Below are 12,539 nucleotides of genomic sequence, written 5' to 3' on the forward strand. Positions count from 1 at the left end.
GCCAAGCAACTTTTACCCACCAAAATCTGCGCCGCAAAACTAAAGAAAAGGGGACCCTTGCAAACGAGAACGGTACTGACTCTATATGACAGCGCCATGAGATAACTCACTTTCCGACGATTAGGTCCGCCAGCGTAATCGGCTCAAGATAATCCGAAATCACCTGGTCCAACCCCTGCCAAAGAGGCAGCGTCCGGCACCGGTCTTTCCGGGGGCAAGGCGCCTGTCCCGGCTTCAGGCAGGCAACCGGCACCAGCGTCTCCTCCATAAGCTCAAGGATAGACTTCACGCTGTATTCTTCCGAAGGGCGGTTCAGTCGGTAGCCGCCTCCTTTTCCCCGCATGACGGCAAGGAAACCGCCTTTGACCAGTTCCTTCACCACGATTTCCAGATATTTTTCCGAAATTTCCTGGCGCCCGGCTACATCCTTCAACGGCACATACCCCTCTGCCTGGTGTTCCGCAAGGTCCAGTAGAAACCGCAGCGCATACCTTCCTTTTGTAGAAACCATCCCAAATCCTCCTTTCTTTTTCCTATTATACCACAAGGTAAATAGGGTTTCAAGATGCGCAATATACCTATTGACAAACTAGGTTAATAGGTATATAATGGAAGCACTTCATCGAATGGGAATAGAAAGGAAGGTTGCTTTATGAATTATAAATTTGAAACCCTACAGCTGCATGTTGGGCAGGAGGAGCCCGATCCTGCTACGGATGCCAGGGCCGTGCCTATATACCAGACCACGTCCTATGTCTTCCGGGATTCAGCCCACGCAGCTGCCCGATTCGGGCTGGCTGATGCCGGAAACATCTATGGCCGTTTGACCAACTCCACCCAGGATGTGCTGGAGAAGCGCCTTGCGGCTTTGGAGGGCGGTGTGGCGGCGCTGGCTACGGCCTCCGGTGCGGCCGCTATCACCTACACCATCCAGGCGCTGGCCCAGGCGAGGGACCATATCGTGGCCCAGAAAACCATTTATGGCGGCAGCTACAACCTGCTGGCCCACACCCTGCCTCAGTACGGCATCAAGACCACCTTTGTGGATGCACACGACCTGAGCGCAGTGGCCTCGGCGATCCAGACCAATACAAAGGCCGTCTATCTGGAAACCCTGGGCAACCCCAACAGCGACATCCCTGACATCGACGCCGTTGCGGAAATCGCCCATTCCCACGGCCTGCCGCTGGTCATCGACAACACCTTTGGCACGCCCTTCCTCATCCGTCCTATTGAGCATGGGGCCGACATCGTTGTCCACTCCGCTACGAAATTCATCGGGGGCCATGGGACGACCTTGGGCGGCATCATCGTAGACAGCGGCAAATTTGACTGGAAAGCCTCCGGGAAATACGCGCCCATTGCGGAGCCGAACCCCAGCTACCATGGTATCAGCTTTGTAGACGCTGTCGGCCCTGCCGCTTTTGCCACCTATATCCGGGCCATCCTGCTCCGGGACACTGGGGCCACCATCTCCCCGTTCAACGCGTTCCTGCTCCTTCAGGGCGTAGAGACCTTGTCCTTGCGTTTGGAGCGCCATGCCGAAAACACCAAAAAAGTGGTGGAATATCTCGCCTCCCATCCGCTTGTGGAGAAAGTCAACCATCCGTCCCTGCCCGGCCACCCGGACCATGTCCTATATGAAAAATACTTCCCAAACGGCGGCGCGTCCATTTTTACGTTTGAGATCAGGGGCGGCCAGGCGGAAGCCCACAGGTTCATCGACAACCTGGAGATCTTCTCCCTACTGGCCAACGTGGCGGATGTGAAGTCCCTGGTCATTCACCCGGCTACCACCACCCACTCCCAGCTTTCCCCGGAAGAATTGCTGGACCAGGGCATCAAGCCCAACACTATTCGCTTGTCCATCGGTACGGAGCATATTGACGATATCCTAGCTGATCTGGAGAAGGGCTTTGCCGCTGCGGCGCAGAAATAATCAGAAGTGGTTTTGTTATGATCTATACATCCGCTGACCAAATAATTGGGAAAACGCCCTTGCTGGAGCTGACACATATAGAGGAATCAGAAGGGCTGAAGGCTTAACCCCGCCGGTTCTGCGAAAGACTGTATTGCTAAGGCAATGATTGACGAAACCGAGGCCAGTGGCAGGCTACAGGCGGACTCCACCATTATTGAACCCACCTCCGGCAATACCGGGATCGGCTTGGCCTCCGTGGTGGTGGCCAGGGGATACCGCATCATCATCACCATGCCGGAAAGCATGAGCGTGGAGCGCCGCCAGTTGATGAAAGTTTACGGCGCAGAGCTGGTGCTGACTGAAGGGGGCAAGGGGACGAAGGGCGCCATTGCCAGGGCAGAGGAACTGACAATGGAAATCTCGGGCAGCTTCATCCCCGGCCAGTTTGTTACCCCCCGCCAACCACAGCCGCCCGCAGGACCTCCACTGGCCCGGAAATCTGGATAGACACAGAGGGGAAAGTGAACCATCTTTGTGGTGGGCGTAGGCACTGGCGGTACCATTATAGGCGTGAGCCAATACCTGAAGGAACAAAACCAGGCGGTGCAAATTGTGGCGGTGGAGCCCAGGGACTCCACTACTCTCAGTGGGGGACGGGCCGGGGCGCACAAGATACAGGACATTGGCGCTGGCTATGTGCCAGAGGTGCTGGATGCCTCTGTTTACGATGAAATCATCCTTGTCGGTAAGGCGTTTCTGCACTGCCACATAGCCCATCAGTTGATCAATGCTGCAGTGCAGGACATTGGCCAGCAGCGGCAAAACAGAAATATCCGGCATAGAACTTCCATTTTCCCACTTGGAAACAGCTTGAAAGGATACCCTTATCTGTTCAGCTAGTTTCTCTTGGGTCAACCCCTGCTGTTTACAGAGAGCGTGTATGTTTTTGCCGATTTGATTGCCTATAAAATCCGCCCCTTTCGGGATAAGTATAACCCAAAAGGGGCGAGCCATGTATAGCTTGTTTTTTGAGCTGGGGTAAGGATTCAACTGGGAGTAGAATAGGAGTGTACGGCCTAATACTCCCATAAATAAGGCTGGTTTTGCACCGTTCGATAAAAAAGCAGGCTAAAGCGTGGGCCCTCCATACAGATAGCAGTTTGTCGAGCCGTGTGAGGACGCTGTCAGCAGTTTTATGGCAGTGGTCATGCGTGAACAGGGCAAAGCACGATAAACACCATTGTGCGGCATTTGTGGCGATTTGTGAGGGGATAGCCAAGCAGGATATTGCGCCGCATCTCACTTGGATTTCGAGACTGGTTTTGAGAGAAGATACACCGCAAGGAGCGCCACTATATTGCACAACCCTTGAAGATTCCCAGCCGTCCGATTTTCAAGCAGGAGAAAGAGTAGGGGTCGCGGTGCGTCCCCTACTCGATTCACAACGCCTGGCAACGCCAGGCGTTTCAAGGGATTCCGGGATTCTTAGTGCAAAATCACGATAGGGGTTGCTAATGAGGATTTGGAGTGAAATGTGGGGTTGCTATCGCGAAAAACGGCGGTATTGCGAGGAATTTCCAGGGGTTGCAAATGAAGTGCTGATGTCCCACAAAAATCCTCCCCTTTTGGGGAGGGCAAGCAGAGCGCTCGTCCGACTATGTCGGACGGCACGATTACCGGGCAGTAGCCCGAACCCACTTTTGTAAGGGCAAGACACTTGGCTCAAAATTTGCGTTGCAAAACAAAGAATGCAGCCTTTAGAAATTTGAAAGCCACAGCGCAAAAAGTAAGGAAAATGTCAGTGGACTTTCGGAGCAAGGTGTGGTATTGTGGTGTGCTGAGAAAGGAGGCTGACAAGCATGGCTCAAAAGAAACTGCTCACGAATGGAAAAGCCTTTAAGAGAACCGATGACCGCTGGGGCGGCACAGTCTGGTACATGGATGAAAAAGGAGAACGTAAGCGTAAATCGTTCTCCGGTACTACCAAGGCAGAAGTCACCAAGAAGATGACCGATTACGTCGCGGCCTTTAACGATGCCTTGCAGGAGTCAGATGAATCCCATAAGACTCTCCACGAGAGCATGACCCACTGGCTACAGGTTTTTAAGTTCCCCTCAGTGGAGCGCACTACTTACGACCGCTGCGAATGTACGGTGGAGCACCAGATTTTTCCTCTGCTCGGAGAAAAGGTGGTAGGTGACATCACCGCAGCAGACCTTAAGGAAGTACTGAACCACTGGATGAACCAGGACTACGCTTACACCACGGTGAAAAAAGTGTACATTGCCCTCAATGAGTATTTTCGTTACCTGACCCAGCAGGAAATCTTGCAAAAGAACCCCATGAACAGCGTACCCATGATAAAGAAGTCAAACTTTATGGCGGCGCAGAATAAAGAGGACCTGCCCACGCAGGAAACGGTCACAGTGTTCACGCCAGAAGAAATAGAAAAATTCAAGGCCGAGGCATTCAGCAAATTCAGTAACGGCAAATCCAAATACCAGCAGCCAGCGGCCTATATTCTCATGCTGAACACAGGTCTACGCACAGGGGAACTGCTGGGCCTGCTCAATAGCGACATTGACCTGGAGCATAAATATCTTGAGGTGCGCCAGGGAGTAAAGGAAGTCTGCAAGAGGGATGGGGTAGAGTACACACCCGGTAGAGAGGTCAAGGTTGGCAAAACCAAAACGGCCACCAGCAAACGCCGTGTGCCGCTGAATCAGGCCGCAGTTGAGGCGGTAAGGGAGTTGCGCCAGGAACGCGATTTCGGTCCCACAGCGCCCCTCGTGAGCGACGAGAAGGGCGGCTACACCCGTCCAGTGAACTTCCGCAAGCGGTACTACAGAATTTTGAAAGCTGCTAGGATAGAGCAGAAAGGGCTGCATTCTCTCCGACACACATTCGGTAGCTCACTAGTGAACGGCATAAGACAGCCCGATGGAACGCTTATGGCACTCTCGCCCAGGCAGGTAGCCGACCTCCTCGGACACAGCACCTCGCAGATAACCGAGATGTACTACGTCAAAAAAGACACAACCCGCCTGCAAGGAATCACGGATGGATTCATTTTTTGAAAGGATAATGCAGATTTACCAATTGGAACTAGGGCTTGTTTGAAAATAGAGAAAATGCCGGATTTTTGACCAAAAGGAGGCGATTTCAAGGAGAAATCGCGATTGACGAGGATTTTCTACGCAGAAAGCTACTGCTTATAGGCAAAAAGACGGTGTTTTTGATTTTTCAAACGATCCCTAGACATTTAGGCAAATATAAGGTATAATTATTTAAAAACATTTAGAGGGTGGTGTGGCATATGACAGATGCGGCCCGACAAGAGTTGGAAACTATATGTGGTGTCATTCAAAAAACATTAGACATCGAAAAAATCTATTTGTTTGGTTCATATGCGTATGGAGTGCCGCAAGCGGATAGCGATTATGATATTTATGTGGTCATACCGGATAATGGACCGAGGCCAATTACTGCTATGGGAAATATAAGAAAGGCGTTACTTCCTATTCAGGCAAGGCCTTTGGATGTTCTTGTGGGGTATTCCAGCATATTTGAAAAGAGAAAGCACTGGCCGTCGTCTCTTGAAAGAGAGATAGCAAGGAAAGGAATTTTGCTCTATGGAAGAAATTATTCAGAGTAGCAGAGAATGGCTTGAATACGCAAGGCAGGACTGGCAGGCCGCTAACTATTTGACTACAGCTAAGCCAGAGCTGTACAAGATTATCTGTTATCACTGTGAGCAAGCCGTAGAGAAGGCACTAAAAAGCTTTTTAGTGTATCATGAGGTCGATTTTCCTCGTACACATGATTTGGTAGAATTGTGCAAACTGTGTACCAATATTGACTTAAGATACTACGAAATTGCAGAAGGCTGTTCAGAGTTAACCGGTTATGGCACACAGATGCGATATCCCTCGGGAGTAGAAGTGGATAAAACTGAGATGAGGGGGGCGCTTGCAACTTGCGAAGTGATTATAGACTTTATTGAGACCACATTGGACTTTGAGCAAGAACAGGGACCTCATATATCAATGTAAAGGGATCTATGTTTGCGTTGGATTCAAGAGTGCACAGTGGAGGAGAACTAAAAGTGGGCACAGATTTTTGATGATTTATTGATGATGTGCCAGACGGAAAGGTTAGAAACGGATACGACCAGATACGAAAAAAGCGCAAAATACACGCCATAGGTAGCGGCATCGTAGACCACATCCCACCACCCCAAAACACGAGAAAATCCCGGAATTTCAAGGAATTCCGGGATTTATCTGTGGCAGGGGCAGAAGGATTCGAACCCTCGGCACGCGGTTTTGGAGTGGATGTGGGAAAAGCATCAGCGGACATACATCGGCCAATTTCCCGCGCGGTTGAGCCGTTTGTGTTTCCGAAACATACGCCCCAAAGAATTTTGATGATTTATTGATGATATCCGATTTTCTCAGCCCCCGAAAGGGCTTTTTCTTTGTCTGCTTTTCAAGAAAACGACCAAATTGTTGACGTGATAGTACCATACAAATGACCCATTGTCAAGAGGCTGCATAGCTCAAAATTTGAGCCGCAAAACAAAGAAAGCGACTCTTTGGCATAGATAAAAAGCAAGCCGATTTTTTCAGTGGTTTTCACGAAGAAAAAAAGTCTGGACTTCCGCAGCGGTTTCAGGTATTGTGGTGGCGAAGGACAAAAAGAACCCTTATCACGAAGGAGGCGGCCAGACAATGATAAGCGTAATAAACGAGCTATATAATGGCGAAATATCACCAGTAGAAACAGAAACGCCCAGGGATGAAAAATATCGGCGCACAGTGAACAGGGTAGGCCAGGAGATTGAGGAATTAGAGGAATTATTAACCAGGGAGCAATACAAAAAGCTGGAACACATGATGGACATGAATGCGGAAATATTCAATATGGAAAACAGGGCAGTTTTTGCAGAGGGACTGAGCTTGGGAATTTTGCTGATGGTTGAAATTTACCGCATGGATGAACACAGAGAAAGGTAATCGAAAGAGATATTCGATATTTGAGGGCCGCAAGAGTGCTGCGGCCTTTGGCGTTTTCGGAGAAGATTACACGGAGGGCTGTTGAGGCGTGTAAGGGCCGTGTCGGGCAATTTGGGGCAGCGGTCGAGATGTTACCGCCCGCAGGTAAAGAACGCCGTGTGAGGGCATTTGCGGCGATTTGTGAGGGCGGATTTTAAAGGAGAAATGGACAGCCTACTATCAGAAATTGACCTCAATGTCGCTCTTAACTGCCTCTAATCAGGTGCTATGGGCGCGCTTAAATGCAGCCCTGGACTGTTTCAAAGAGATGTGTAAAAACGAGACCAGCCCTTCCGCCCAGAGGGGTTACAAGCTCATTTATGCACGCTATCTCTGCGATACTCCGATAAGCATATCTGCTATTGAGGAGCGGTTTGCCATTGAACATTCGACATTATACAAGAACTTAAATCGGGCTGTTGCCACGTTAAGCGTGATTCTTTTCGGCAGCGAAAGTACGGAGGATTTCTGCCTGGGTGAGGATTCATAAGCGGCTTTCAGCCGCTAAAAATGGGCCGAAGGCCCAAAGGTACTTAAAACGAAAATTTTTGAGTTTTAAGTACGAGCCAGCATCGCATTTGTAGGACAACGTGTCAGACATTCTGTCCGACACTTGCCCTCAAATGCGCGCTTGCGCGGCTGGGTAGGGGCGCTGCCCCTATGACCCCATTTAGAGCCGCGCTGTCGCGCGGCAGAAAGGAGATGTTCATATCAACACCAGTAGAACGAAAAAGCTCAGCTTACGGCTGAGCGAGAAAGAGTACAAGAGAATTACACGACGAGCTAAGTCTTGTGGATTGACGAAGTCGGCTTATGTTCGTCAGCTTGTCGTTGGGTATGAGCCTAGAGAATCCCCGCCTGCTGACTATTTTACCATGACCCGCGAGTTGAAAGAGATTGGCAACAATATGAATCAGCTTGCTTTCGTGGCTAACGCTACCGGGCTGATTGATGAGGCCGCTTACTATGAGAATGTGATCCGCCTGCGGGATAGCCTACGCCGCATTGAGCAAACAGTAATCTGTACAAGCTATGATAGTTAGAAATGCAAATTTTCCCTTCCTCTTGCTGCTAATGCCATAATCGCATTATAAGCTGCATTTTTCGAGCGCTGTTGCCGATATTATAAAAAAACAAGAAAAAAGTCTTGCTCATGACGTAACGTAATGAGTTATACTATTCGCAGGAGGTCGTTTAAGCGTGGAAAAATTTAGAGCTGTCCCACAAGGATATTTGACGGTAGGCGAGGTTGCAAAAAGGATGGACGTGACAGTCCGAACATTACAGCATTACGATAAGGAAGGTCTGCTTTCGCCGTCAGCGCTGAGCGAAGGGGGCCGCAGACTTTATACTGACAAAGATATTGTCAAACTGCACCAGATACTGTCCTTGAAACATTTAGGGTTTTCCTTGAATGACATCAGAGACAGACTGATTCCACTGGACGATCCGGCGGATGTGGCACAAATTCTTTCAGAGCAAGCAGCTACAATGCGCAATAAGATAGCAAACTTGACAGAATCGCTGTCGGAAATTGAGGCGCTAAAAACAGAAGTGCTCGAAATGCAGACGGTGGACTTCAAAAAGTATGCGGATATCATCGTTAATCTGGAAATGAAAAATGATTTCTATTGGCTTATCAAGCATTTTGACGGAGAAACTTTGGATCATATCCGCAGCCGGTTTGACAAGAAAAGCGGTATCGCGTTTTTGCAAAGATTTCTACATCTCCAGGACGAGGCAATACGACTACAAGATGAGGGCATACTGGCAGACAGCACGGAAGGGCTGCAATTCGCAAAAGCTTACTGGGATATGATTTCGGAGTTCACAAGCGGGGATGCCACTATGCTCCCTAAGCTCATGCAGATGGGGGAAAATGAGGAACTCAATCAAGAGTGGAGGCAGAAACAGGCCCAAGCCAATGCTTTTATTGAACCAGCATTGGGCGCTTACTTTTCAAATTCGGGGATAAATCCATTCCAGGAGGAAACAACATGACGGACGCATTGCAAGTAAAAGGATTGCGTAAAAGCTATGGAAAAAAGGAGGTGCTTAAAGGCGTTGATTTGTGTATACGTAAAGGGGATATTTTCGCGCTGTTGGGTGTAAATGGCGCAGGGAAAACAACTATGCTGGAATGTATTGAGGGCTTGCGGAGGTATGACAGCGGGAGTATAGCCATCAGTGGGCGTATGGGGATTCAGTTACAATCGGCTTCCCTGCCTGCCTATATCAAAGGGATAGAGGCTGTTCGTCTTTTCGCAAAATGGAATAAGGCAACGGTCAATACCTCTATGTTGGTGTCATTAGGTGTAAACGATCTGAGCGGCAAACAGTATCGGGAGATGTCAACCGGGCAGAAACGGCGGCTGCATTTGGCACTGGCTTTAATCAGTGATCCGGATATTGTGTTCTTAGACGAGCCAACTGCCGGGTTGGATGTCGAGGGGCGGATCTCTCTCCATGAGTATATCCGCACTCTGAAAGCCCAAGGAAAAACGATCCTGTTGGCAAGCCACGATATGGCTGAAGTAGAGAGCCTATGTGACAGTATCGCGATTTTGAAAGATGGCCAGATAGCGTTTGAGGGAACAGTAAACGAACTGACGGAGGCGGTCGGAAAACATTACAATATCTGTATCAAAACAAGCCAGGGAACAGAAACCTTTGAAGCTGACAACATTGGGGACAGTTTGATTTCCATATTGAAAGGTTATCAGGAAAAGAGTGTGGACATACATGACATCCAGGTAGACCGTGGCTCTCTGGAACAGCATTTTGTAAAAATAGCAAGGGGGAGTAGGGAATGAACGGCTTTTTATATGGAATTGCACTGCAATGGAAACTGGACTTAAGAAGCAAAACAATGCTGATTACGTGCTATGCCGTTCCACTCCTGTTTTTTGCAGTCATGGGAGGGATTTTTACATCCGTTATGCCGGAGAGCCGCTATACTTTGATTCAGTCCATGACAGTCTTTTCCGTCACCATGGGTGCGCTGATTGGATTGCCGCCATCGCTTGCGGAAATATACAGGAGTGACGTGAAGAACGCATACCAAGCGAATGGCGTACCCCTGTCATTCGGTTTATTTTTGACAAATATTTCAGCGTTTGTTCATTTGCTCATTATGAGTTTCATCCTTTATGTCATTGCGCCGGTTGTCTTTGATGCAAAAATCCCGGTACATCCGGGAACATATTTCGCGGGGGTGACCATCCTGATTGCCGTATCGCTTAGCATTGCCAGTGTGATCGGATTAGCCGCAAAAAGCGCGGCAAATACTTCAATGATATCTATCTTGTTATTTCTTCCATCTACGATGCTTTCAGGGATCATGTTCCCGAACAATATGCTGCCCAAGGCATTTGTGATGGCTGGCAAATTATTTCCCGCGACATGGGGATACGCATTTTTGACTGAGAGTACGTTTATTTGGAATAACCTCTGGCCTTTACTTGTAATCTTCGTTATAGCTGCACTATTGTGCGCTTTTTTGATGAAGAGAATTGAAACACGGCAATAGGAACGAAAAAACTGCCCAGCGGCAGAAAGAAAAGACACCGCTGAGCGAAAAGACTTTTATACATGGCTTATCTTCAGTTGCGGCGGTTTTGAGAAATCAGAACCGCCATATTTTTTAGGTGTATAGTGTATGGAGGAAAGGACGCTAAGCAGTTACGGTAGTTTAAGGACACACTAATATTACAGTATTGATAGAGTTTGGGGAAATCTTTTCAAAAACTTTTGTAAAGAGGACGTAAGGTGTCCAGTTTATAGTATCCTATACTTTGCACAAACAGTACAGATTCTCAGTCATCCGATTTTCAAGCAGGAGAAAGGCGGGTGGGTTGCGCTGCACCCACCCGCCGGTTCACAACGCCCGGCAACGCCGGCCGTTTCAAGGGATTCCGGGATTCTTAGTGCAAAATCACGATAGGGGTTGCTGATGACACTTTGGAGTGAAAAGTGGGGTTGCTATCGCGAAAAACGGCGGTATTGCGAGGAACTTCCAGGGGTTGCAAATGAAGTGCTGATGTCATGCAAAAATCCTCCCCTTTTTGGGAGGGCAAGCAGAGCGCTCGTCCGACGTTGTCGGACGGCACGATTACCGGGCAGCAGCCCGGACCCACTTTTGTAAGGGCAAGGCACCTGGCTCAAAATTTGCGCCGCAAAACAAAGAATACGGCCTTTAGAAATCTGGAAATGCCAGAGCAAAAAGTAAGAAAAATGTCAGTGGACTTTCGAAACAAGGTGTGGTATGTTGTGTTGTTGACGAAAGGAGGCTGACAAGCATGGCACAAAAGAAACTGCTCACGAATGGAAAAGCTTTTAAGCGTACCGACGACCGCTGGGGCGGCACAGTTTGGTACATGGACGAGAAAGGGGAACGTAAGCGCAAATCATTCTCCGGCACCACCAAAGCTGAAGTAACCAAGAAGATGACTGACTACGTTGCAGCCTTTAACGATGCCTTGCAGGAATCAGACGAATCCCGCAAAACTTTGAAGGAGAGCACAACGCACAGATTTTAAATGTTCAAGCTAGCGTTTGCGCAATTTGACAAACTTCCTATATTCTGATAGAATATCCTTGTAAAAAGCTTTAAAACGAAGAGGTGCATTATGCCAAATTATATTATGGATTTACGAAAGTACGTTGGGCACCAACCGCTTATCATGGTGGGGGCCAGCGTGATTGTAGAAGATGCGGAAGGGAAAATCCTATTACAGAAACGGACAGATAACCACTGCTGGGGCTATGCGGGCGGTGCAATGGAACTGGGAGAAACACCGGAAAGTACCGCACGGCGTGAACTAACAGAGGAAACTGGCCTTACCGCAAATGAGTTGGAGCTATTCGGTGTCTTTTCTGGTGAGGAATTTCATCACATTTATCCTAACGGCGACGAAGTTTATATTGTTGACATTGTCTATCTCTGTAAGAACTACTCAGGAGAAATTGAAATGCACGATGATGAGGTGGAAAAGTTGCACTTTTTCTCAATAGGCGAACTGCCAGCAGATATCTCTCCTCCAGTTAAACCCGTCCTAAAGGAGTGGATGGCCACAAAAGTGTGATGACCCAAACTTTGGAAAATTGGAATAAAGAACCAGAACAGCCGCCAGCAGAAACACAAGCGTTCGCTAGAATGAACGCTTGTGCCCCTGAACGGGGCCGCAGAGCAGGCAGTAAGGGAGTTGCGCCAGGAACGCGACTTCGGCCCCACAGCGCCCCTCATGAGCGATGAGAAGGGCGGCTACACCAGGCCAGTAAACTTCCGCAAGCGGTACTACAGAATTTTGAAAGCCGCTGGGATAGAGCAGAAGGGATTGCACAGTTTAAGACATCATTTTGCGACCCAATTGATAAGTGGCGTGAAACAGCCAGATGGCACTATCAAAGCCCTCTCTCCTAGACAGGTAGCTGACCTTCTAGGCCACAGCACCTCGCAGACAACCGAGATGTACTATGTCAAAAAAGACACGACCCGCCTGCAAGGAATCACAGACGGGTTCAATTTTTAGCGAGAGCAAGGCGGTACATGGGAGAGCACCCCG

13 protein-coding genes and 2 pseudogenes are annotated in these 12,539 nt (G+C 48.9%); 13 read left to right on the forward strand and 2 right to left on the reverse strand.

Annotated features, from left to right (window positions below; translation table 11 throughout):
• Window positions 1-106: 106 nt before the first annotated feature.
• Window positions 107-511 (reverse strand): RrF2 family transcriptional regulator, encoded by a 405-nt coding sequence (locus tag D5270_RS00490; protein ID WP_166542252.1) that lies wholly within the window; start codon window positions 509-511, stop codon window positions 107-109.
• Between the two features lie 141 nt (window positions 512-652).
• Here D5270_RS00490 and D5270_RS00495 point away from each other — a divergent pair, with 141 nt between their 5' ends.
• Together D5270_RS00495 and D5270_RS16545 are read left to right on the forward strand one after the other, a co-directional pair.
• The gene (locus D5270_RS00495) at window positions 653-1,939 is read left to right on the forward strand and encodes an O-acetylhomoserine aminocarboxypropyltransferase/cysteine synthase family protein (RefSeq protein WP_166542253.1); all 1,287 of its coding nucleotides are present in this window, start codon (window positions 653-655) and stop codon (window positions 1,937-1,939) included.
• 144 nt (window positions 1,940-2,083) lie between these two features.
• Window positions 2,084-2,821 (forward strand): annotated as a pseudogene (locus D5270_RS16545) (PLP-dependent cysteine synthase family protein).
• Here the strand turns inward: D5270_RS16545 and D5270_RS17190 are convergent.
• Window positions 2,747-3,010 (reverse strand): annotated as a pseudogene (locus tag D5270_RS17190) (helix-turn-helix domain-containing protein); the annotation flags it as partial. The pseudogenes D5270_RS16545 and D5270_RS17190 sit on opposite strands and share 75 nt — an antisense overlap.
• A 770-nt stretch (window positions 3,011-3,780) precedes the next feature.
• On the opposite strand from D5270_RS17190, the gene D5270_RS00505 reads away from it, so the two are divergent.
• The 11 genes from D5270_RS00505 (at window position 3,781) to D5270_RS00555 (ending at window position 12,506) form a co-directional block, all read left to right on the forward strand.
• Window positions 3,781-4,998 carry a tyrosine-type recombinase/integrase gene (locus D5270_RS00505; RefSeq protein ID WP_166542254.1) on the forward strand — a complete coding sequence of 406 codons (1,218 nt, stop codon included), beginning with the start codon at window positions 3,781-3,783 and terminating at the stop codon, window positions 4,996-4,998.
• Between the two features lie 239 nt (window positions 4,999-5,237).
• A complete protein-coding gene (locus D5270_RS00510; protein WP_166542255.1) occupies window positions 5,238-5,576 on the forward strand; it encodes a nucleotidyltransferase domain-containing protein in 339 nt (112 codons plus the stop codon).
• Window positions 5,554-5,973 (forward strand): HEPN domain-containing protein, encoded by a 420-nt coding sequence (locus D5270_RS00515; RefSeq protein WP_166542256.1) that lies wholly within the window; start codon window positions 5,554-5,556, stop codon window positions 5,971-5,973. The genes D5270_RS00510 and D5270_RS00515 overlap by 23 nt, the downstream gene beginning before the upstream one ends.
• A 627-nt stretch (window positions 5,974-6,600) precedes the next feature.
• Window positions 6,601-6,936 carry a DUF6809 family protein gene (locus tag D5270_RS00520; protein ID WP_166542257.1) on the forward strand — a complete coding sequence of 112 codons (336 nt, stop codon included), beginning with the start codon at window positions 6,601-6,603 and terminating at the stop codon, window positions 6,934-6,936.
• A 749-nt stretch (window positions 6,937-7,685) separates the two neighbouring features.
• Window positions 7,686-8,018, forward strand: coding sequence for a plasmid mobilization protein (locus D5270_RS17195; RefSeq protein WP_442858589.1), 333 nt, complete (start codon window positions 7,686-7,688; stop codon window positions 8,016-8,018).
• Between the two features lie 157 nt (window positions 8,019-8,175).
• Entirely contained in the window at window positions 8,176-8,976 is an 801-nt protein-coding gene (locus tag D5270_RS00530; protein ID WP_166542259.1) for a MerR family transcriptional regulator, read from the forward strand.
• Window positions 8,973-9,788 carry an ABC transporter ATP-binding protein gene (locus D5270_RS00535; RefSeq protein ID WP_166542260.1) on the forward strand — a complete coding sequence of 272 codons (816 nt, stop codon included), beginning with the start codon at window positions 8,973-8,975 and terminating at the stop codon, window positions 9,786-9,788. The genes D5270_RS00530 and D5270_RS00535 overlap by 4 nt, the downstream gene beginning before the upstream one ends.
• Window positions 9,785-10,504 (forward strand): ABC transporter permease, encoded by a 720-nt coding sequence (locus D5270_RS00540; protein WP_166542261.1) that lies wholly within the window; start codon window positions 9,785-9,787, stop codon window positions 10,502-10,504. Before D5270_RS00535 ends, D5270_RS00540 begins: the two co-directional genes overlap by 4 nt.
• A 769-nt stretch (window positions 10,505-11,273) precedes the next feature.
• Entirely contained in the window at window positions 11,274-11,513 is a 240-nt protein-coding gene (locus tag D5270_RS00545; protein WP_166542262.1) for a hypothetical protein, read from the forward strand.
• Between the two features lie 90 nt (window positions 11,514-11,603).
• Window positions 11,604-12,059 (forward strand): NUDIX hydrolase, encoded by a 456-nt coding sequence (locus D5270_RS00550; RefSeq protein WP_166542263.1) that lies wholly within the window; start codon window positions 11,604-11,606, stop codon window positions 12,057-12,059.
• 81 nt (window positions 12,060-12,140) lie between these two features.
• Window positions 12,141-12,506, forward strand: coding sequence for a tyrosine-type recombinase/integrase (locus tag D5270_RS00555; protein WP_166542264.1), 366 nt, complete (start codon window positions 12,141-12,143; stop codon window positions 12,504-12,506).
• Window positions 12,507-12,539 lie beyond the last annotated feature (33 nt).

Source organism: Acutalibacter sp. 1XD8-36, assembly GCF_009917525.1.
Taxonomy (GTDB): domain Bacteria; phylum Bacillota; class Clostridia; order Oscillospirales; family Acutalibacteraceae; genus Acutalibacter.